18 protein-coding genes, 1 tRNA gene and 3 pseudogenes are annotated in these 19,637 nt (G+C 64.4%); 6 read left to right on the top strand and 16 right to left on the bottom strand.

Going from position 1 to position 19,637, the window contains the following annotated elements:
* Window positions 1-153 precede the first annotated feature (153 nt).
* Window positions 154-1,476 carry an Nramp family divalent metal transporter gene (locus HU752_RS10815; protein ID WP_186681602.1) on the top strand — a complete coding sequence of 441 codons (1,323 nt, stop codon included), beginning with the start codon at window positions 154-156 and terminating at the stop codon, window positions 1,474-1,476.
* Window positions 1,477-1,522: 46 nt separating this feature from the next.
* Here the strand turns inward: HU752_RS10815 and HU752_RS10810 are convergent, their stop codons facing one another.
* On the bottom strand, window positions 1,523-4,069 hold the full coding sequence (locus tag HU752_RS10810) for a carbohydrate-binding protein (protein ID WP_186681604.1): 2,547 nt from the start codon (window positions 4,067-4,069) through the stop codon (window positions 1,523-1,525).
* A 434-nt stretch (window positions 4,070-4,503) separates the two neighbouring features.
* Between HU752_RS10810 and HU752_RS10805 the strand changes: the two genes are divergently transcribed.
* Complete coding sequence (locus HU752_RS10805; RefSeq protein WP_186681605.1) at window positions 4,504-5,367, top strand: LysR family transcriptional regulator; 864 nt, start codon at window positions 4,504-4,506, stop codon at window positions 5,365-5,367.
* Window positions 5,368-5,370: 3 nt separating this feature from the next.
* On the opposite strand, the gene HU752_RS32115 is transcribed toward HU752_RS10805, so the two are convergent.
* Together HU752_RS32115 and HU752_RS32110 are read right to left on the bottom strand one after the other, a co-directional pair.
* Window positions 5,371-5,751, bottom strand: a complete 381-nt coding sequence (locus HU752_RS32115; RefSeq protein ID WP_437182362.1) for a CZB domain-containing protein — start codon at window positions 5,749-5,751, stop codon at window positions 5,371-5,373.
* A gap of 18 nt (window positions 5,752-5,769) precedes the next feature.
* A pseudogene (locus HU752_RS32110) lies at window positions 5,770-6,141 on the bottom strand (methyl-accepting chemotaxis protein); the annotation flags it as partial.
* Between the two features lie 638 nt (window positions 6,142-6,779).
* On the opposite strand from HU752_RS32110, the pseudogene HU752_RS10795 reads away from it, so the two are divergent.
* Window positions 6,780-7,010, top strand: a pseudogene (locus HU752_RS10795) (helix-turn-helix domain-containing protein); the annotation flags it as partial.
* Between the two features lie 38 nt (window positions 7,011-7,048).
* On the opposite strand, the gene hcnC reads toward HU752_RS10795, so the two are convergent.
* The 5 genes and pseudogenes from hcnC to HU752_RS10770 form a co-directional block, all read right to left on the bottom strand.
* The gene (hcnC, locus tag HU752_RS10790; protein WP_186681609.1) at window positions 7,049-8,317 is read right to left on the bottom strand and encodes a cyanide-forming glycine dehydrogenase subunit HcnC; all 1,269 of its coding nucleotides are present in this window, start codon (window positions 8,315-8,317) and stop codon (window positions 7,049-7,051) included.
* A 3-nt stretch (window positions 8,318-8,320) separates the two neighbouring features.
* Entirely contained in the window at window positions 8,321-9,718 is a 1,398-nt protein-coding gene (gene hcnB, locus HU752_RS10785; RefSeq protein WP_186681611.1) for a cyanide-forming glycine dehydrogenase subunit HcnB, read from the bottom strand.
* Window positions 9,715-10,029: a cyanide-forming glycine dehydrogenase subunit HcnA gene (gene hcnA / locus HU752_RS10780; RefSeq protein ID WP_186681612.1), complete on the bottom strand. Its 315-nt coding sequence runs from the start codon at window positions 10,027-10,029 to the stop codon at window positions 9,715-9,717. The genes hcnB and hcnA overlap by 4 nt, the downstream gene beginning before the upstream one ends.
* A gap of 365 nt (window positions 10,030-10,394) precedes the next feature.
* A pseudogene (locus HU752_RS10775) lies at window positions 10,395-10,817 on the bottom strand (hypothetical protein).
* 93 nt (window positions 10,818-10,910) lie between these two features.
* Window positions 10,911-10,986: transfer RNA gene (locus HU752_RS10770), tRNA-Asn, on the bottom strand.
* 229 nt (window positions 10,987-11,215) lie between these two features.
* Here HU752_RS10770 and HU752_RS10765 point away from each other — a divergent pair.
* Complete coding sequence (locus HU752_RS10765) at window positions 11,216-11,836, top strand: glutathione S-transferase family protein (protein WP_186681614.1); 621 nt, start codon at window positions 11,216-11,218, stop codon at window positions 11,834-11,836.
* 66 nt (window positions 11,837-11,902) lie between these two features.
* Here HU752_RS10765 and lepB read toward each other — a convergent pair whose 3' ends face one another.
* From lepB to HU752_RS10725, 8 genes are all read right to left on the bottom strand, one after another.
* On the bottom strand, window positions 11,903-12,571 hold the full coding sequence (gene lepB / locus HU752_RS10760; RefSeq protein ID WP_186681615.1) for a signal peptidase I: 669 nt from the start codon (window positions 12,569-12,571) through the stop codon (window positions 11,903-11,905).
* A gap of 260 nt (window positions 12,572-12,831) precedes the next feature.
* Window positions 12,832-13,881, bottom strand: coding sequence for an alpha/beta fold hydrolase (locus HU752_RS10755; protein WP_186681617.1), 1,050 nt, complete (start codon window positions 13,879-13,881; stop codon window positions 12,832-12,834).
* 33 nt (window positions 13,882-13,914) lie between these two features.
* Window positions 13,915-14,661, bottom strand: coding sequence for an HvfC/BufC N-terminal domain-containing protein (locus HU752_RS10750; RefSeq protein ID WP_186681619.1), 747 nt, complete (start codon window positions 14,659-14,661; stop codon window positions 13,915-13,917).
* On the bottom strand, window positions 14,658-15,506 hold the full coding sequence (bufB, locus tag HU752_RS10745; RefSeq protein WP_186681621.1) for an MNIO family bufferin maturase: 849 nt from the start codon (window positions 15,504-15,506) through the stop codon (window positions 14,658-14,660). The genes HU752_RS10750 and bufB overlap by 4 nt, the downstream gene beginning before the upstream one ends.
* 139 nt (window positions 15,507-15,645) lie before the next feature.
* Complete coding sequence (gene bufA2 / locus HU752_RS10740; protein WP_054057655.1) at window positions 15,646-15,912, bottom strand: BufA2 family periplasmic bufferin-type metallophore; 267 nt, start codon at window positions 15,910-15,912, stop codon at window positions 15,646-15,648.
* A gap of 50 nt (window positions 15,913-15,962) precedes the next feature.
* Window positions 15,963-16,730, bottom strand: a complete 768-nt coding sequence (locus tag HU752_RS10735; RefSeq protein WP_186681623.1) for an alpha/beta fold hydrolase — start codon at window positions 16,728-16,730, stop codon at window positions 15,963-15,965.
* A gap of 76 nt (window positions 16,731-16,806) precedes the next feature.
* Window positions 16,807-17,244: a DoxX family protein gene (locus HU752_RS10730; protein WP_186681625.1), complete on the bottom strand. Its 438-nt coding sequence runs from the start codon at window positions 17,242-17,244 to the stop codon at window positions 16,807-16,809.
* Window positions 17,241-17,516 (bottom strand): BufA1 family periplasmic bufferin-type metallophore, encoded by a 276-nt coding sequence (locus tag HU752_RS10725; protein WP_186681627.1) that lies wholly within the window; start codon window positions 17,514-17,516, stop codon window positions 17,241-17,243. The genes HU752_RS10730 and HU752_RS10725 overlap by 4 nt, the downstream gene beginning before the upstream one ends.
* A 364-nt stretch (window positions 17,517-17,880) precedes the next feature.
* Between HU752_RS10725 and HU752_RS10720 the strand changes: the two genes are divergently transcribed.
* The gene (locus HU752_RS10720) at window positions 17,881-19,053 is read left to right on the top strand and encodes a SpoIIE family protein phosphatase (protein ID WP_202894686.1); all 1,173 of its coding nucleotides are present in this window, start codon (window positions 17,881-17,883) and stop codon (window positions 19,051-19,053) included.
* Window positions 19,050-19,619, top strand: coding sequence for a SiaB family protein kinase (locus tag HU752_RS10715; RefSeq protein ID WP_186681629.1), 570 nt, complete (start codon window positions 19,050-19,052; stop codon window positions 19,617-19,619). The genes HU752_RS10720 and HU752_RS10715 overlap by 4 nt, the downstream gene beginning before the upstream one ends.
* Window positions 19,620-19,637: the final 18 nt, after the last annotated feature.

The raw sequence follows: 19,637 nt of genomic DNA, 5'->3' as shown, positions 1-19,637 counted from the left end.
TATTTATGTAAATGATTATTATATAGATTGAAATCCGACAAGTTCGCGCAAACTGGAGTACCCGCAAGATGCCAGGCACCCTCCACCGGGCTTGGGCCGAAGCCTGCAAGCGTCTAAGCTGGGGGACCTATTCCCCAAGCCTTGGATCGCCGTGTGAAATTCAGCCTGCCGAAAGTTGCCACCGCCCCCTTCTGCCCTTCTGAAGTGAACGGCTCGATCGCAGTCGACAGCGGCGCGCCGTTCCTCAAGCGCGTGCTGCGCTTCGCCGGCCCCGGGCTGCTGGTTTCCATCGGCTACATGGACCCGGGCAACTGGGCCACGGCGATCGAGGCTGGCTCGCGCTATGGCTACAGCCTGCTGTTCGTGGTGTTGCTGGCGAGCCTGGCCGGCATGGCCGTGCAATGCCTGTGCTCGCGCCTGGGCATCGCCACCGGCCGGGACCTGGCGCAACTCTGTCGCGACCGCTACAGCCCCCGTTCGGCGAAGGCCCAATGGCTGCTCGCGGAAATCTCCATCATCGCCACGGACCTGGCCGAAGTGCTCGGTTGCGCCCTGGCCTTCCACCTGCTGCTGGGCTGTTCGCTGACCTTCGGCATCGTCCTGACGGCCTTCGACACCCTACTGATCCTGGCCTTGCAGAACCGTGGTTTCCGGCGCCTGGAAGCAATCATGCTGGTGCTGGTGGCGACCATCGGCGTGTGCTTCTTCATCGAGCTGCTACTGATCAAGCCGTATTGGCCGGACGTGTTCAGCGGGTTCAAGCCATCGGTCTCGGCCCTGAGCGAAGCGGCTCCGCTGTACCTGGCGATCGGTATCCTCGGCGCCACGGTGATGCCGCACAACCTCTACCTGCATACCTCGATCGTGCAGACCCGCCTGGTCGGCCGGGACCTCGAAAGCCGTCGCGATGCGGTGCGCCTGGCACGCTTCGACACCATCGGTTCGCTGGCCCTGGCGCTGTTGGTGAATGCGGCGATCCTGATCCTCGCGGCAGCGGCCTTCCATCAGTCCGGTCACACCGACGTGGTAGAGATCCAGGATGCCTACCACCTGCTCGATCCGCTGGTGGGCGGCGCCTTCGCCAGTATCCTGTTCGGCATCGCGCTGCTCGCTTCGGGGCAGAGTTCGACCTTCACCGGCACCATCGCCGGCCAGGTGATCATGGAAGGCTACCTGAACCTGAAGATCCCCTGCTGGCAGCGCCGCCTGATCACCCGTGGCCTGGCGCTGATCCCGGCGTTCATCGGTGTCTGGCTGATGGGCGAAGGTGCCGTCGGCAAGCTGCTGGTACTGAGCCAGGTGGTGCTGAGCCTGCAACTGCCGTTCGCCCTGTACCCGTTGATCCGCATGACCAGTGACGAGCGCCTGATGGGCGAGTTCGTCAATCGCTGGTACACCAAGGGCCTGGCCTGGCTGCTGTTCGTGGCGATCAGCGCGGCGAACATCTGGCTGATCGCCCAGGTCTTCAGCGACTGACGAGAGGATGCCCCGGCCATGACCGGGGCGCTCGCTCCACGCACGCTCACGGGCAGGCGTGTTCACCCAGCAGCGTCCACTCGACACCCGGCGGTGCCCGGTTCACCCAGTACTTGGCCTGGTACAGCTGGCCCTGGTGGATCACCTGGTTGCCCGCGACGTAGGGCCGCGACTGCCAGGGCACCGGCAGGTTGCTGACCAGCGCAAAGGCATCGACCCGGTCCGGCGCCATGCCACGGGTCGACCAGCCAGCCCGCCAGACCACGCCGTTGTATTGCACCATGTCGCCGCCGACGTAGGTCTTGGCCGATTCCCATGGCCGGTACTGGCCGGCGGCCGGATCGCTGGGCGCGCAGTCATCGCCACCGCCACTGCCCGCGGTAACGGTGACCGAGTGAGAGGCACGGCTGGTGCGGCTCTGCGAGTCGGTCACGGTCAGCACCACGGTACGCGGGCCGGCGCTGGCAGGCGCCGTGAAGGCAGCGCTGGAGGCGGTCGAAGTGGACGGAGTGAAACCGCTGGCGGACCAGGCATACCTGAGGTCGGCGCCGGTCGAGCCGGTACCGGACAGGTTGAGCAGCTTGCCTGCCTCGACCCGGCTTTCACCGGACACCACCGCCACCGGCGGCGCAATCACCGGCGGCAGGATCCGCAGGTTGTGCGTCTGGCTGGCACTGGCCAGGCCATCATCGACGGTCACCTCGAAGCGATATTCAGGGGTGCTGCCGAATGCCGGTGCGCTAAAGCGCAGCCGAGGCCCATCGGGCACGGCACCGACGATACCGCCGGGGATGCGCCAGTCGAAATGCAGCGGCGAGGCCCCGGGGTTGGCGGAGCTGGAAGCCGAGGCATCGAGTTCCACCGGTGCACCGGCCGACACCGCGGATGGGCCGGCGATGACCACCGTGGGGGGCAACGGCTGATTGGCAACCTTCCTGACCAGCAAGGTATCTTCCAGCCGGAGCGTTTGCCCGCCGCGAGTGACATCCACGGCGATCGGAATCGGGGTGTCGTCCTCCACCCGGGGCGCGCTCAGGCGAACTTCCTCGGCATTGCCGGGCGTGCCGGTCAGGCCCTCGGTGTGCCATTGGTAATCGACGGGCCGGGCATCGGGGTTGGACAGCACCACCTTGAGGGTGAAGGACGACTGTGACTCGATCTCCCCCGGGCTGGCCAACTGGCCAAGAGGCGGGCTGCCACTGTAGTCGCGCAGGAGTTTCTCCACCGCCAGTTTCAGGTCCGGCTGCACTCCGATAGGCTTGTTCTTGTCGGGAAAGGGCAAGGGGTGGCCGGTCTCCTGGAGAATCCGGCGCATGATCTTCGGAGGTACCGGGCCGATGCCATTGGCATTGGCGATACTCTGCATCAGGGCCACCGCCCCGGCCAGGATCGGGTTGGCCGACGACGTGCCACTGTAGGTATGGGTATAGAGCGTCGTCGGGTTGGCTGGCGAATAGCTGGTGCTGGTCACGTTGGAGCCCCAGCTGAACATCCCGACACGCTTGCCGTACTCGCTGTACCACGCACGGGCCCCCGTCGTCGGGTAGGCTCCACCGGCATAGATCGACCCGGAATCCAGCAGTTGCGGATCATAGCGCCCGCCAAAATACGGATCGTCCAGGTTGATATTGCCGTTGGCGGCGGCGATCACCACATGCACGCCCTTTTCCTGGGTCAACCAGGAGATCTCGTCCAGGATGGCGTCGCTGTATTCAACCGGCATGTAGCAGGGAGTCGCCGGACAGACCGACTCCGGCAGTCGGCCAACGCTGTAGTGAACCCCGACCTGCACCACGTCTCCCGGTTTCAACTGCGGCCCCAGGTCCAGCAAACCGCCAGTACCGAACTTCGTGTAGCCGGCCATGGCCCTGGGCACGAACCCGACGGTGCCATAGTCGTTGTCCAGGGAGAACATCACCCCGGCACTCGCCGTATCGTGGTGGCCGACCTCATGCTCACGCAGTTTCCAGTGGGTGATGAAGGGCTTGGGCAGGTCGACATGATCATAGGCCCAATGGTCGATCTCATCGGAAATGACCCGCACATTCTCTCCGTACCCACCCGGATAGCGCCTGAGCGCGAGTGCATCCAGCCCGCCAAGCTTGTAGGGCTCGACCGGCTCCGGCGACATCAGGTAGTTCTGCCGACTGATGTAGTCGGGCGGCGTGCTGCGCTGGCCGGCCTGCCGGGCCATCTCCGGCTCCGGTACACGCGGCGGCTCGCCCTGCTCCAGGCTGACGGGCTCGGGCTCGACATAGGCCCGTTGCACCAGCGGGTTGAGCTTGAGCTGGTCGAGCAATGCCTGGACATCCGCATCCGACCGGCCGGTGATGGTGATCCGGTAGTAGCGGTCCAGGCGATGGCGTTCAAAGGCGTGGGTATCGGCCACGGAGCGCGCCGCCGGCAATTGGAACACCGGGGCAAAACCGGGCTCGGCCTGCAACTGGCGCAACGCGTCGGAGTCTTGTGTACGGGTGGCGGCCACCTGGGGATTGGCCCGCAACAACACGATCACGGCATCGGAGCCGGCAGCGCCAACGCCCGTGGCCAGGGCCTGGAGGGACAAAAACAGAGACGTCAGGAACAGTTTCATCGGACGGCCTCGCGAGTCGGTCTGATCGCCACACGCTCCACGACAGTCCGCAAGGGACGGCGCTGGAACGTACCTTTCGGCACGACCACCTGCTCACGACACCCGGTAATGCATTCAATACGACAGGGCCGATCCGGCACCCGCGTGCCGCTGACCGACTCCAGCTGAAACCGACACCTGGCCCGCACCGCGGCCCTGGAACCCAGGAACCGCCACACGCCAGGAGCAGTTGGAGGACTACTGCGTTTGACTATATACGACAGCTGCCGGCCCCAGCGAATCGTCGCTATACGAAATCGGTATCTGCGCCGATACCGTTCTTCCAGACAGTTCTATGTACCCGCCCGGTGACCACTGGCGCCGACGCCATGCCGGCATGGACCCGTTCGGACCGTTAGCGATTACACTGTCCTCCCCTTGCCCCGGGACACCCCATGGATATCGACCTCGCCCGCACCTTCCTCGAAATCGCCCGCTGCGGCAGCCTGGTGGCCGCCGCCGAGAAACTGCACGTGACCCAGACCGCGATCACCGCCCGGGTGCAGAAACTCGAAAGCCAGCTCGATGCCAGGCTGTTCGTGCGCAATCGCGCCGGCGCCCGGCTGACCGCCGACGGAGAAGCCTTCGTGGTCTACGCCAACCAGCTGGTGCAGACCTGGGATGCCGCCCGCCGTGACCTGCCACTGCCGGAAGGCTTCAACAACGTGCTGCACATCGGCGGCGAAGTCAGCCTGTGCAACCCGCTGATCCTCAGTTGGGCCAAGGCCCTGCGCGAGCATATTCCGACCCACGCCCTGCGCACGGAAATCCGCGACGGCGAGCAACTGCTGCGCCAGCTCGAACTGGGCGTGCTCGATGCTGCACTGGTCTACCAGCCGACCTACTGGCCGGGACTGCAGGTCGAGCAGTTGCTGGAGGAAAAGCTGATCCTGGTACGCCTGGCGGAAAACCCCGAGCCCTACGTGTACATCGACTGGGGCGAGAGCTTTCGCCGCCAGCACGACGCCGCCCTGCCGGACAAGGCTCGGGCCGCCGCCAGCTTCAACCTCGGCCCGGTAGCCCTGCAGTTCATCCTCGGTAACGGCGGCTCCGGCTACTTCCGCACCCGCGTGGTCCAGAGCTACCTGGACAGCGGGGTGATGGAACGGGTGCCCAAGGCTCCCGAGTTCAGCTACCCGACCTACCTGGTGTATGCCCGCGAGCGGGATTCGGCCGCGCTGCAGAAAGCCTTCGAGCTGCTGCGCGACATCGTCAAGGCCGATACCGACTGGTCCCAGCGCTGGGACCCGATGATCTGAGTTTCAGGCCAGGCTGGCCTGCTCACGTCGCTCGTGTTCGGCGAGCACATGCTTGATGATGTCCATCACCTCCACATTCGAACGTTCCATGATATCCAGGTGGCCGAGGGTGTCTTCCAGACGACCCTCGCGGTGGGCCAGCAGCGCCTCGGCGCCCGCCGAATGCACCAGGCCATGGGGGCGCTCGATGCGGCTGAAGGCCTGGTAGCTCTTGAGTTGCTGGTTGCCTTCGCCGTAGTACCAGCGTCCGAACGGGCAATCATGGTCGCTGATCAGCGCACTGTCCTGCCCTTCACCCAGCACACCTTCATAGACCGAAACCTTCAGCGCCAGCTCGGCCAGGTTGGCCTGTTCGATGGAGGCCCGGAAGCAGGACTGGTTCATCTCCCGCTGCATGCGCTGGGCCAGCGAGTAGACCTCGTACATCGCCCCGCTCGCCTCGGTGGTCAGCCTGTGAAAGGCGCCGGCGGTACCGGCCTGCTGCTGGATGCCCTCCCGGGCGACACCGATCATGGCCTTGATATCGGCGGTTTCACGGATGATGTCCTGGGTGGCGCTGGCGGTCTTTTCCGCCAGGTCGCGAATCTCGCTGGCGACCACCGCGAAACCGCGCCCCGACTCGCCGGCCCGCGCCGCCTCGATGGCCGCGTTGAGGGCCAGCAGGTTGGTCATGTTGGCGATGGAACTGATCAGGCCGACGATCCGGTCGATCTCGCTGGCGCGGATCACCAGTTGCGCAATCTGTTCGTTGAGGTCCGCCAGGCCATCCTCCATGACATGGGCCTGTTCCTGCAGCACACCGAACTTCTGCCGGTTCTGGATCGCCGCGGCCGCCACGCTCGTGGCCCGCTGGTTGTTGTCCACCAGCCGCAGGTTGAGATAGTCGAAGGACTCGCCGACATGGGAGATGGAGCGGCCGAACAGCAGCAGGTTGCCGGCGAGCCCCTGGTAGAAGGCCAATTGATCGGCGGGGACCGCTTGCTGCTCCCCCTCAATCTGGGCGGCCTCGAGTATGGCAATGCGTTGACGGGCCTGGTCCAGTTCTTCACGCAGTCGGGCATTGTCCTGGAGCAGGGAGCGGTGGTGGCTGGCACGTACGAACAGCATGGGCATGATTCCGACGGAGATTAATGTCGTATTGCCACTCATCATCCATGCCAAGTGCATACCCCCTGAAAACAGGGCGCTGCAGCCTGCACGTGGTCATTATGACCCTGGGAGATCAATGGTCATATCGACTACACGGGTCAGTATGACCCTCCCTGGGGGCCTCCCCGAAGGATAAGGGCCGCAACCTTGACCAACGCTGTCGCTATCTCCAAAGGCCACTCGACTCTAGGAAACAACTGACAGGATGGCCACCTGGGCTCGACTAGGGTGAAGAACAGATACAAAGCCTGTCTTCCATTCTATACAAGGTCCAGTTGAGCAAACTGCAGCCGCTCGGGGCCGAGGAACTGGTGGCGATCCGTACCCAATTGAAACTGTCACGGGCGGTGTTCGCCATGTACCTGCGCACCAATACCCGCACCCTGGAGAATTGGGAACAGGGCCGGGCCCGCCCCAATGCCCAGGCCACCACCCTGATCCGGCTGGTTGAGAAATACCCGGAGACGGTAGAACACCTGGCCTCGCTTCGCTGAGTGGAAGGCTGGGAGCGGCAACCCGCTCCCAATCGGTCTCAGGCGAGTTCAAGCGTCTTATGCGCCCCTGACTCCACAGTCGCCGCAGCGTCGAACCGGTCCGCCAGGAACGGTGTGATATCCAGCGGCAGCGGCTGCTCGTTGACCAGGCGCTCGAGCATCACCCCGGTGATTGCCGAGGTCAGGATCCCGGTGCGGAAATGCCCGCAGGCGTTGAGGTAGCCCTCGACTCCCGCCATCGGCCCGAGGATCGGCAACTCGTCGGGCGAGCCCGGGCGCAGGCCGGCCCAGCAGCGCTTGAGGTTGATGCCCTGCAGTTCCGGTACGCAGCGCACGGCGCCCTGCACCAGCCCGGCCACTTCGGGGAAGGTGGTGCTCACATCGAACCCCTTGTCCTCGGTGGTGCTGCCGATCAGGATCTCGCCGTTGTCCTTCTGTGCCATGTAACAGTCGCTGGTGGTCAGGCACCCCCGCAGCAGGCCGGGCATGCGCTCGGTCAGGAGGATCTGTCCCTTGACCGGCTTGACCGGAATCGCGATCCCGGTGGCCTGCTGGCTGAGTTCGGCAGCCCAGGCTCCTGCGGCGTTGATCAGGGTCGAGCAATGGAACTCGCCCTCTTCCGCTGTCCGCACGCCGCTGACGCGCCCCCCCTGGTGCAGCACATCCGTGACATTGGTGTTGAAGAACAGGTCGACACCGTTCTGCCGCGCGCCCTCGGTATAGGCATCGGCCAGGCGGAACGGGCTGACCTGATGGTCGCAGAGGAACTCCAGCGCACCTTGCGCCTCGCCGCTGACCGCCGGCTCGGCCTCACGCAGGGCCTCGCGGTCCAGCCAACGCAACTGGTCGGCCAGGTGCGGAATATGCGAGACGATATGTTCGGCGTAGAGGCGATCCTCCTCGTCATAGATCACGTACTTCAGGCCGGTGCGTTCGAACTTGCAATCCATGCCATGGCGTTCGAGCAACTCGCGATGCAGTTGCGGGTACAACGCATTGGACTGCAGGGCGAAGTCGAAAAACGACTGCGGCAGGATATGCGGGGTACTGGAATCCACCACTACCGCCGCACCATGGGCCTCGCGACGACGCCGGGCGGACATCATGCGAAAGAAGATCACCCCGCAACCCAGGCCGACCGACTCACCGATGGCCCACAGGCCGCCCGCTGAGGCGCGGGTCGCGTTACCCGGACGCTTGGCGTCGATCAGGGCGATCCGCAGGTTCTTCTCACGGGACAGGTGATAGGCGCAGGAAGCACCGATCACACCGCCACCGGCAATCACGACATCATAGGTTCTGCTCATGGTTCAGGCGTCCTTGCCCAGTTGTTCGAAGGCGGAAAAGGGAATCGGCTCGATGGGAAAGCGTGGTCGCAACCAGCCGACATCGGCGCGCCCGGTGGCATCGCGCAGGCGGTCGCTGCAATAGCCGACACACATCCGCCCCTGGCAATCGCCCATGCTCACGCGAGTGCGCATCTTCAGCGCGGCCATGTCCTGCACGCCCTGGGACAGCGCCAGATCGATGTCGGCACGGGTCGCGTGTTCGCAACGACAGATCACCGTGTCGGGCCTGGCCAGGTCGATCTGCCGGGTACCTCGCCGGGTATAGCGATCGATGCCGGAGCGGAACCTGCGGATCTTCGCCAAGCGGTCGAGATAGCCCCGGCGCAGTGCCAGGGCCGCATCGGCCCCGAGCACGTCACGCTGCATCAGGATGGAGACTGCGGCGATTCGCCCAGCCAGCATCGCCGCTTCGCCACCGCGAATCCCGCCCATGTCGCCGGCCAGATGGATATGCGGCTCACTGCTCTGCTGCCAGATATTGGTCTCGGCGCACAGATAGCCGTCGGCATTGAAGGCATGGGCCAGGCCCATCTGCTGGCTGAGCTGGGTGCGTGGAATGAAGCCGTAGCCGACGGCGAGGGTCTGGGCTTCCACCTGATGCGCACGGGTCAGGTCCGGCTGCCAATCCTCGGAGTACGGCGCCAGGGTCACCTGCGCCAGCTCATCCTGGCCCTGCGCCTCGACCACGCCCCAGCCATAGTGCATCGGTATGCCGTGCAATTTCAGGTAGGCGAGCATGCTCAGGCCATCGAGGAACATCTGCGGTTTGTTGAGCAGAGCCAGGCTTTCCCGGGCAATGCGGCCAAAGGCACTGGCTTCGTAGATGCCCGCCACCGGCACGCCCGCCGCATGCAGCTGGCAGGCCACCAGCGGCAGCAGCGGCCCGGTACCGGCGATGACCGTGGCTCCCAGTGGCTTGACCACGCCACTCTTGATCTGCAACTGCAAACCACCCAGCAACATCACGCCGGGCAGGGTCCAGCCGGGAAACGGCACGTTGCGCTCATGGCAGCCGGAAGCCAGCAACAGTTGCGGATACTCGACCGAATACAGGGACTCGGCGGCATCCAGCGCCATCAGCGTCCGGGCGCCCTCGCCACCGACGATGCGGGTGTTGAGGCGCACATCGACCCGGTCCGCACAGGTGGCGAACTCGCCATGCAGTTTCTCCAGGGTCGAGCTGTAGCGCGCGCCCAGGTATTCAAGGTCGACCCCGCTGCGCAAGGGACCGCGATAGACCACCCCACCCAGGCGCGAGGCCTCTTCGAACAGCACGCTGGACACGCCATGGCGAGCCAGCTCGATGGCGGCGGACATGCCCGCCGGCCCACCGCCGACAATGACCGGGAGCTGGCTCATAGCACCTCCAGCGCGGCAAACCGGCTGACCCCGGTTTCGATACGCATGCCCGGTTTCACCAGGGTCTGGCAGGCCCGGCGCTTGAGCCGGCCATCAATCGACACCAGGCAACTCTGGCACACGCCCATGCCGCAGAAGGCACCGGCCAGTTGCCCATGGTCATTGCGCGAGACCTGGCGCAATCCAACCGACTGCAACACCGACAGCACGGTCTCGCCTTCTGCCGCGGGCACGTCCTGGCCATTGAGGTGGAGGGTCATATCCGCGCGGGGAAGCGGCTGGATATCGTATTTTCGATCCAGGTTCTGCATGTTCTGCATCATCCATGATTGACGTGAGTGGACTGCCACCCTGCGCCGGGCTCTTCCTGGCCTGGCCGCAACACACAGGGCGCGCATGGCGGCCACAGAGTGGTGGTTCGCCGCCGCGCGGTGAACCGGTGCGCATTCACGTTAAGGGGTTGTGCAGTGCAAAACCTTGACCCAGGCCAGTAAAGATGGGGAAAACCCTACCGGCCGTCAGTGCCAGTGGATCAAGACTGACGCCATAGCTCGTGGGAGCCGGCTTGCTGGCGATTGCGATGTGTCAGTCGATGAAAATGCCAACTGGCCTACCGCTATCGCCAGCAAGCCGGCTCCTACAGGAGACTGTGCCGTACGCGGAAGTGGCTTGGGCGTCAGTCGGCGACCGCCTGCAGCAGCCACTCGCCGTCCCGCTCCACGATCAGCCCAGAGGCCAGCAACAACGGACGCAGGCGGATGTGCAGTTCGGGTTTGACGAACTCCTGCACCCGGGGCAGGTCCAGCAGGCCGGGCACTTCCAGATCGGTCTTGAAGAACGACAGCCAGGCCTTTTTCAGCGCCAGCAACACGTCACTCGGTGTGGTCCGGGCAAATTGGCGATTGACCACCTTGCCCAACTCGAAGGTGTGTTGGAAGGCTTAGCCGGTCTCGGCACCCGAGTTCGCCGCGCAGCGCTGGCACTGGCACGGACCATCGGCGAACGCCTGGAGCAGGAAGGCGTTGAAGTCCATCACGGGCTTGAGGGAAAGCCGCTTGTCCACCTGAAACAGATCGTCCTGCTGAGGTATTTCCGCCATGCTGATTTCCTCGACTGTAGGCGACCGCCAGCCGCAGCCACCTGAATTCCGGGCAAAAAAAAACCTGCATCGCTGCAGGTTTTTTCTTCTATCTGGCTCCACAACCTGGACTCGAACCAGGGACCCAATGATTAACAGTCATTTGCTCTACCAACTGAGCTATTGCGGAATGGCCTCTATGTTACTGATATAAAAAGAGAAGTCAACCCCTGATCGAGGACTCTCGGCCACTCTCCTGGCCGTGTTCATGTATCACAGTGTGTCTCAGCTGCGTGGCGACACACTCACTCGATTTTCCGCGAACACCGAACACATCCCGGATACATCGACGCGATGAACTAGACCGGTCCTCAGTCACCCACGACGGGTGGACTGACCACCCCACGGAGATCATCAGCATGAGCATCACCCTTTACGGCTTCAGCGGCAGCACCTATGTCCGTACCGTCAGAATGCTTCTCGCCGAAAAAGGCGCGGACTATCGGCAGGTCCCGGTGGACGTCATCCAGGGCGAGCCCCATCACCCCGAACACCTGCTGCGTCATCCATTCGGCAAGGTGCCAGTGCTCGAACATGACGGCTTCAAGGTGATCGAAACCGGTGCCATCACCCACTACCTGAACGAAGTCCTGCCGGGCCCGTCGCTGCTGCCGGACACCGCCCAGGGTCGGGCCCGCGCCAACATGGCGATCGGCATCTACGATTCCTACGGTTACAACGCGCTGGTGGCGGTGGCCGGTTATCACCTGTTCCCCGACTTCATCGGCGGCAAGAACGAGGCTGCCCGCGAGGCCGGTATCGAAAAGTCGCGCCAGGTGCTGCGCGAGCTGATGAAGATCAGGGGCCAGGACCGCTTCATCGCCGGCCCGACCCAGTCCCTGGCAGACTTCTACCTGGTACCGTTCTGCAGCTACATCGCGCAGACCCCGGATGCCGAGCGGCTGTTTGATGTCGAGGGCTTTGCCCAGTGGTGGGAACAGGTGCAGGCGCTGCCGAGCTTCAAGTCGACCCAGCCCTGAGTCCCAAGCTCTGCAACCAGCCCGCTCCAGGCCGTTCTGGGGCGGGCCTTTTCATGTCTGTGCTCTTTACAGAATCGGCTTGGCGGTACGGTCCAGACGTGGCATCCAGTGGCCGAGGATGTCGGCCGACACTACGATATGGTGGGCCCGGCCGATCAGCAGGCGGCGTGGCACGAAGCCGATGTAGCGCGAGTCGGCGCTGTCGTCGCGATTGTCGCCGAGCATGAAATAGCTGTCCGCCGGTACCGTGACTGGTCCGAAATCACGGGCAGCCGCCACGCCGTGCAGAAACTGCACCCGGCGCACGCTGTTGTCCGACGCCTCGGTTACCGATACCCCGGGGATATTCACGCCATGGCCACCTGGCTCGGTGATTTCCTGATTGTCGCTGTAGTGCGCCGCAACGCCATTGACGAACAGCACCTCGTTACGCATTTCCAGCACATCCCCCGGGACGCCGACCAGCCGCTTGATCAGCCGTACACCATCCTTGGGCGAGGTGAATGTCACCACGTCACCGCGCTGCGGGTTAGCCAACGCCGCCAGGGAAATATCGCTCAAGGGCAGCTTGAGGTCATAGGCCAGCCGATTGACCAGCACCACGTCGCCTTCCAGCAGGGTTGGACGCATGGAACCCGAGGGGATCGGGTTCCAGTCCGCCATGGACGTCCGGAAGATGCCGAAACACAGGAGAAAGATCAGCAGCCCACGGTTATTGACGATCCAGCGTTTCATGGCGACCTCTGAACAGGATGACGTTTTCATCGACTCTTGTAGCACCACGTCTCGGCCCGAGCCAAGTTTCTTGTACGCAGCGCTGCGAACTTTCATGATCAGCGCGCACCTGCCGGCTGCAAACGAGCCGGTCTGGACGCGTCCATTCAAGATCCGATGATCGCCTGTATACCCCTCTCCCGCTAACCATCGCCAACGAAAGTTGTATCACGCCTTATCCAGAACAGTCTGCCGAGAAGGGCCTCTCGAAATGGACCCGCTCAGGTGCGCCATTGGCCGCCATGCACCAGGTCGGCCACCGCATCGGCGAAGACCCCGGGCGCCTCCTGGGGCAGGTTGTGGCCGACACCGGGAACCTGCCGGTGGCTGCGCGCCCCGCTGAAGCGGGCCGCGGACGCCCGGCCATCGGTGGCCGGAACAACCCCGTCGGCCATGCCGTCGAGGGTGATGGTCGGCACGCCGAGCGCCGGCAACAGGGCAAGCTTCTGCTCGGCTTCGGCATAGTTCGGATCGCCCTCGGCCAGCCCCATGCGGTGCCGATAGGAATGAATGACCACATCGACGTAATCGGGGTTGTCGAACGCCTCGGCCGCCCGCTCGAAGGTCGGGTCGTCGAAGTGCCAGGTCGGCGAATTGTTGCGCCAGAGAATTCGCGCGATGTCGCGACGATTGGCCGCCAGCCCCGCACGCCCACGCTCGGTCTGGAAATAATGCTGGTACCACAACCCCCATTCGACCTCGGCCGGCAACGGGCTGGCGGCCTTGGCGATGTCCTGGATCAGGTAGCCGTTGACCGACACCAGCCCCACGCAGCGGCTTGGCCGCAACGCCGCCGCGACGCAGGCCGCACGACCGCCCCAGTCATAGCCGGCAAGCACCGCCTCGGGGATATGCAGCTCGTTCATCAGGTCCAGTACATCCTGGCCGAGTGCCGCCTGCTGGCCTGAGCGCGGCGTGGCGCTGTCGAGGAAACGGGTGCTGCCGTGTCCACGCAGGTGCGGCACGATCACCCGAAACCCCTGGGCCGCGAGCAACGGCGCGACCTCGGCGTAACTGTGGATATCGTAGGGAAAGCCGTGCAGCAGGATCACCGGGCGACCGTTCTCCGGGCCGGTCTCGTGATAACCGATGTCCAGCACGTCGGTACGCACCTGGCGAATAGGCAGGTGCGCCAGCGGCTTGCCGGTGCGGGGGGTCGTGCCCTGCCCCGTCGAGGCCAGCGCCGACGGCACGTCGGCCAGGCCGATGGCGGCTGCACCGGCGGCGGCGGACAACAGGAAACGACGACGATTGAACAGGTACTCGGACATGATGCAGTTCCTTGGCAAAGAGAAAATGGGGGGTCAGTCGATCGCGACGATCAGTTCGCTGGCGAGCCAGCCGGCCAGCAGCGCACCGGCCCGCGCGACGCCCTCGGACTCGCCGAGACGCTCGACCAGCCACTGGCACAGGGCGGCGAAACTGCCATTTGCCTGCAGGTGCAGCAGCGCCTGGTATTCCAGGGCTTCCAGCGGACGCAGGCGTGAAGTGAACTGCCGACGCCAGACGATCACCCCACCCGGCTCGGCGAGCATTTCGCTTTCCGGCGGCGGTGTCTCTTCGCACAGCGCCGCCCAGATCGGTTCGGCATTGGTCGTCAATGCATGGCTGCGCAACGACGGTGTCAGGCGCAACCGCGCGGTGTCCCAATCGATGGTCGCCAGGGCGTCCAGCGACAGGGCCTGGGCGTCCTCGGCAACGAAAGCGTCATTGACCGCCGCCTCGATCCAGGCCAGTTCATGCAGGTCGGGATTGTTCGGGAACAATTCGACCAGGCTGGCGTGGAAGCCCTCGGGGTAGGCATCCAGCGTCCAGGCATGGGGTGGCTGCCGGTCGATATGGGCGATCGCCGCCGCGAGAAAGGCCTCGTCGCCGATCCACCGGCGCACCTGCGCAAATGCCTGCTCCAGGCAACCTACCAGCTGTGCCCGGTAGTTGTTCTGGTAGACCGCCAGGCCCGCCTCCAGGCCGTCCCCGAGGGAGCGGGCAAACTCGTCGGAACCGGTCACCAGCCACTGCTGGAACTGCTGCTGCAACTGGGCCAGGTTCATACCGCCCTCCGCAGTCCGCCACGGGCATTCGCCGCACCGATGGAACGGGCGATGTCCAGCTCCGCGAGCAGTTCGGCCAGCGGCGGGATGTGGTCGTCGCGCTCGATCAGGGTGGCGGCCGTGCCGAACCGCGACACCGCCTCGGCATACAGTGCCCAGACATCTTCACAAACCGGACTGTCGTGGGTATCGATCAGCAGGTGCTCGCCCTGGCTGTGCCCGGCCAGGTGCATCTGCCGCACGCGGTCGGCGGGCAACCCGTCGAGAAAGGCCAGGGCATCGAAACCGTGGTTGCTGGCACTGACGAAGACATTGTTGACGTCGAGCAACAGCCCGCAGCCGGTGCGTTCGGCCATGGCGCCGATGAACTCCCATTCGGTCATCGAGGCACCGTCGAAGGCCAGGTAGCTCGACGGGTTTTCGAACAGCATGGAACGGCCGAGGACATCCTGGGCCATGGAAATATTGCGGCAGACGATCTCCAGCGCCTCTTCGGTGTAGGGTACCGGCAGCAGGTCGTGGGAGTTGAAGCCGCCGATGCGCGACCAGCTCAGGTGATCGGAAACGAACAGCGGGTCGATCTCGTCGACCAGTTGCCTGAGGCGACGCAGGTAGTCCGGGTTCAGGCCGTCGGCCGAGCCGATGGACATGGAGACGCCATGCAGCACCACCGGATGCCGCTCGCGGACCTGGCGCAGGATGTGTCGTGGCTGACCACCGTCGACCATGAAGTTCTCGGAGATGACTTCGACGAAATCGACCGGAACCTCGGTCTCCAGGAAGTCCCGATAGTGTTCCTTGCGCAGGCCCAGGCCGAAGCCCGAGAAAGAAGTGGATACTGACATCGCAGGTGCTCGCTTGAGAGAAGTGTGGGCGGGTGCGTGAGTCGGTGCCCCCCGCAACCCGTGATGATCGTTCCCACGCTCGGCGTGGGAACGATCGAACAATGGGGGCTCACCCATCGGCCCCCTCACCCTGTGGTGTTTACTTCGGCTCGGTCAGGGTGCCGCCGGCCTTCAGGCACTCGCTCGGGGTTTTCACCACGACGCCCTGGCCCTTGCAGCCGTTGAGGCCCTTGCAGTCGTTCTTGGCGGTGGCACACAGGCTTTCACCCTTGCAGCTGTTGACGCCGTAGCAGCGACCCGGTTGCTCCTTGTCGGCGGCACTGGCCGAGACGGTGAAGGACGCGGACGCCAGGGCGATCAGGGCGGCGGCAGTGGCGAGGCTCAGGCGGGAAGCGGTAGTGGTCATGGTGTATCTCCAGATAAATGAAGTGGGTGAAGCGATGTGGGTCGGTGGATTTACTTGGCGTTCAGCGCGGCCTGCTCGATGACTTTCGCCACCGCCTCAGGCTGCGAGATGTACACGGTGTGGCTGGCCTTGATCTCGGTCACCTTGGAACCGGCACGCTTGTACATCCAGCGCTGCAGGTCCGGGTTCAGGGCCTTGTCATCGGTGGCGACGATCCCGTAGCTGGGTTTCTTGTGCCAGGCGGCCGCCCAGTTCTGGGTGCCGAAGGTCGCGGCAGCGGCCGGTACCTGGGAGGCCGCCAGGAAGTCGGTGCGGTTGGTGGTCTGGTCGGCGGCGAAGTCCTCGCCGAACTTGGCCCGATCGACGAACAGCAGGCCGTCACGGGTGGCATGGATATCGTTGCTCGGCGACGGCATGGAGCTCAGCAACTGGCCCAGGGTCTCGCCGACTTCCGGTTGCAGGCCGGCGACATAGACCAGTGCCTTGACCTTGTCGCGGTCACCGGCAATACCGATCACCGCGCCGCCGGAACTGTGGCCGACCAGCACCACCGGGCCGACCTGCTGGTCGAGGATTTCCCGGGTGGCGGCGACGTCGGCGTCCAGGCTGGTGGCCGGCTGGTGCACCACGGTGACGTGGTAGCCCTTGTGGATCAGGATGTCGTGAACCACCCGCCAGCCGGAGCCGTCGACAAACGAGCCATGGACGATGACGATGTTCTTGGCACCTGCCGGCGCGGCCGGCTCCGCCGCGGCACTGGCGAACATCGGTGCAGCCAGGGCCAGGGCGCTCAGGGCCAGGATGGGTAACTTGCGCATGCTGCTTCTCCTCAAGCCGTCATGGCTTGATGTTGTGGTTGAAAATCATCGGTTGAGAGGGCGTTGGAGCGCCGGGTCAGTTCGATCCGCGGCGCAACAGCCCGTCCAGCGACCACTTGCCGCCGCCGTAGGCGATCAGTGGCAACAGCAGGCCAGCCCAGGTCAGGTGCGTCGGCCAGGCGTCGGGGTAGACGAACACCTCGATCACCGCCGTCATGCCCAGCAGGGCCAGCGCCGCCGGCCGGGTCAGCAACCCCAGCACCAGCAGGATCGGGAACAGGTGCTCGGCATAGGTCGCCAGGTGGGCCGCCAACTCGGGCGACACCAGCGGCAATGCGTACTCCGAACGAAACAGGAAGTAGGTCGTTGGCTTGATGGTCAGCAGGCCCTCGACCTTGGTCCGTCCCGACAGGAAGAACACCGAAGCGATCCCGACCCGGGCCACCAGCAACAACAGGGACTCGGGCAACAGCCGGCCGAGGCCGGCGGTCACGGCCCCGCAGGTGCGGTTCATGGCTGCTCCGTCAGGGAGCCGAAGCCCTTGGGTGTCTTGATCTGGGTGCAGGTGCCCTTGTCCACCAGGACCCAGGCGTTGCCCTGGTAATCGGTCTTGGCGGTACCCGCGCAAGAGGTGCCGGCACCGGCGGCGCAATCGTTCTGGCCGGCCTTGGACACGCCGTAGCACTTCTCCTTGGGCGCCTGGTCATCGGCGGCGTGGGCATTGACCGCGAACGCGCCGAGGGAAATGGCGAGGGTGGCTGCGAGGGCGGCGTATTTGCTCTTCATGGGTCTTCTCCTTGATCAACGATGGGGTGAGCGAATCAGCGGCCCGACCGGCTGCGCTGTTCGACGAGCAAAGTTAATCGCAGGCGTGTATCCCCTCTGTGTCGGGCAACCGGCCAGGAAGTCGCGGGATGTATCAGCCAATGCTGCGTACACACTGTGATACACAGCCGCAGGCCGGCCAGGTCATTTCTGCCAGGAAGCAGCAGGTTCGGGGAGCAAACGCGAGATCGTCATACAAGCGTCATATTGGATAGATAGCGTTGTGCCTTCACTTTGCCCGGCGACTCCCAGCATGCGTGCAGAAAGCTTCTCCTTCATGCGTCCACAACGCTCCAGAGACCACCGTTGTGCCGGTGATCTCTGCATGCAGATGCCGGCGATCGAGGCCGACAGCACCAACGCCCTGGTGATGGAGACCTTCAGTTCGCAGAAGGAAATGGTGTGCCTGGCAGTGGTCGAAGACGCCCGTCCCATCGGCCTGATCAATCGCAACATCTTCCTGTCGATGATGAGCAAGCCGTTTCATCGCGAGCTGTACGACAAGAAAAGCTGCATTGCCTTCATGGACAAGGAGCCGCTGATCGTCGACGCCGGAATGAGCATCGAGGAACTGACCTTCAAGACCGTCGAGTCCGGCGAAAAGGCCCTGTCCGACGGTTTCATCGTCACCCGTGACGGACGCTTCGCCGGACTCGGCAGCGGCCTGCAACTGATGGCGGTGGTCGCCGCGATGCAGGCCGAGAAGAATCGCCAGATCATGCAGAGCATCGAGTACGCGAGCGTTATCCAGCGCTCGATGCTGCGCGCCTCGCGCGATACCCTCAAGTCGACCCTGGAAGACGCGGTCCTGCTATGGGAACCGCGGGATGTCGTCGGTGGTGACTTCTATCACTTCTGCGCGTACCACGATGGCTGGTTCGGCGCGATCGCCGACTGCACCGGCCACGGCGTTCCCGGCGCATTCATGACCCTCATCGCCTCCTCGTCACTGACCCAGGCCCTCGCACGGCTCGGTCCCCGCGACCCCGGCGCATTGCTGGCGGCGGTCAACCGCAGCGTCAAGGAACTGCTGGGACAAGTGCATGGCAGCGAGGGCACGCCCGAATCCGACGACGGTCTGGACGCCGCCTTCCTCTGGTTCGACAACGCCACCCAGACCCTGAGTTTCGCCGGTGCGCGCATGGCCCTCCACGTCCTGCCACCCAGCGCCGAGCAGATGGAAACCCTGGCCGGACAACGGGTCGGCGTCGGCTACGTGGACAGCGCCATCGACTACCAATGGCCGCTGAACCGCATCACGCTGGCCCCGGCCAGCCTGGTGTTCATCGCCACCGACGGCCTGACCGACCAGATCGGCGGCCCGCGCAACATCGCCTTCGGCAAGAGCAAGGCGTTCAACACGATACTGGAGCACCGCAATCAGCCGGCGACCGTCATCTGCGATGCCCTGCAACGCACGCTGGCCAATTGGCAAGGAGAGCAGGCCCGGCGTGACGACCTCACCCTTTTCTGTGCGCGTCTTGGAAACCGACCATGATCAATTCGAATGCTGCCCACCCCGACTACCACTTCTTCGATCTGGCCCAGCAGCGCAACGTGATCTTCTATCACATGGGGTATTTCTCCCACACCATCGTCAGCGCGATGGCCGAGGTGGTCAGGCTGCAGTTGGAGATCTCCGGGGTGAACGGACCGACGCGACGCAAGCTGTTCTCCTCCTTCGTCGAACTGTCGCAGAACATCATTCACTACTCCTCCGACTCGTTGCCCAACGAGCCCGGCGAAGAGTCGGCGCTGCGCCAGGGCGCGGTGTGCATCAGCAGCGAAGGTGACCGCCACCTGATGCTGTGCGCCAACCCCATCGCCACCCACGACGTCGACCGCCTGCGGGCAAAGCTCGAACCGCTGCGCAACATGTCCCTTGAAGAGATCAAGCAGGCCTACAAGGTCACCCTGCGGGCGGAGACACCCGCGGAAAGCAAGGGCGCGGGCCTGGGGTTCCTGACCATGGCGCGCGACGCCAGCGCACCGCTGGAGTTCGCGTTTTTCCCAAGAGCGGACGAACCGGGCACCACGCTGTTCTGCCTCAAAGCAACTATCTGATCAGAGTGACGCAATCAC

It is taken from the genome of Pseudomonas vanderleydeniana (assembly GCF_014268755.2).
Taxonomy (GTDB): Bacteria; Pseudomonadota; Gammaproteobacteria; order Pseudomonadales; family Pseudomonadaceae; genus Aquipseudomonas; species Aquipseudomonas vanderleydeniana.
The sequence above is the reverse complement of the archived record's forward strand: the minus strand, read 5'-3'. Positions and strand labels throughout refer to the sequence as shown.

Excerpts from the sequence above, each read along its gene's own strand:
- HU752_RS10810 (WP_186681604.1), bottom strand. The coding sequence starts at position 4,069 with ATGAAACTGTTCCTGACGTCTCTGTTTTTGTCCCTCCAGGCCCTGGCC.
- HU752_RS10805 (WP_186681605.1), top strand. The coding sequence starts at position 4,504 with ATGGATATCGACCTCGCCCGCACCTTCCTCGAAATCGCCCGCTGCGGC.
- HU752_RS32115 (WP_437182362.1), bottom strand. The coding sequence starts at position 5,751 with ATGAACCAGTCCTGCTTCCGGGCCTCCATCGAACAGGCCAACCTGGCC.
- hcnC (WP_186681609.1), bottom strand. The coding sequence starts at position 8,317 with ATGAGCAGAACCTATGATGTCGTGATTGCCGGTGGCGGTGTGATCGGT.
- hcnB (WP_186681611.1), bottom strand. The coding sequence starts at position 9,718 with ATGAGCCAGCTCCCGGTCATTGTCGGCGGTGGGCCGGCGGGCATGTCC.
- hcnA (WP_186681612.1), bottom strand. The coding sequence starts at position 10,029 with ATGCAGAACCTGGATCGAAAATACGATATCCAGCCGCTTCCCCGCGCG.
- HU752_RS10765 (WP_186681614.1), top strand. The coding sequence starts at position 11,216 with ATGAGCATCACCCTTTACGGCTTCAGCGGCAGCACCTATGTCCGTACC.
- lepB (WP_186681615.1), bottom strand. The coding sequence starts at position 12,571 with ATGAAACGCTGGATCGTCAATAACCGTGGGCTGCTGATCTTTCTCCTG.
- HU752_RS10755 (WP_186681617.1), bottom strand. The coding sequence starts at position 13,881 with ATGTCCGAGTACCTGTTCAATCGTCGTCGTTTCCTGTTGTCCGCCGCC.
- HU752_RS10750 (WP_186681619.1), bottom strand. The coding sequence starts at position 14,661 with ATGAACCTGGCCCAGTTGCAGCAGCAGTTCCAGCAGTGGCTGGTGACC.
- bufB (WP_186681621.1), bottom strand. The coding sequence starts at position 15,506 with ATGTCAGTATCCACTTCTTTCTCGGGCTTCGGCCTGGGCCTGCGCAAG.
- bufA2 (WP_054057655.1), bottom strand. The coding sequence starts at position 15,912 with ATGACCACTACCGCTTCCCGCCTGAGCCTCGCCACTGCCGCCGCCCTG.
- HU752_RS10735 (WP_186681623.1), bottom strand. The coding sequence starts at position 16,730 with ATGCGCAAGTTACCCATCCTGGCCCTGAGCGCCCTGGCCCTGGCTGCA.
- HU752_RS10730 (WP_186681625.1), bottom strand. The coding sequence starts at position 17,244 with ATGAACCGCACCTGCGGGGCCGTGACCGCCGGCCTCGGCCGGCTGTTG.
- HU752_RS10725 (WP_186681627.1), bottom strand. The coding sequence starts at position 17,516 with ATGAAGAGCAAATACGCCGCCCTCGCAGCCACCCTCGCCATTTCCCTC.
- HU752_RS10720 (WP_202894686.1), top strand. The coding sequence starts at position 17,881 with ATGCAGATGCCGGCGATCGAGGCCGACAGCACCAACGCCCTGGTGATG.
- HU752_RS10715 (WP_186681629.1), top strand. The coding sequence starts at position 19,050 with ATGATCAATTCGAATGCTGCCCACCCCGACTACCACTTCTTCGATCTG.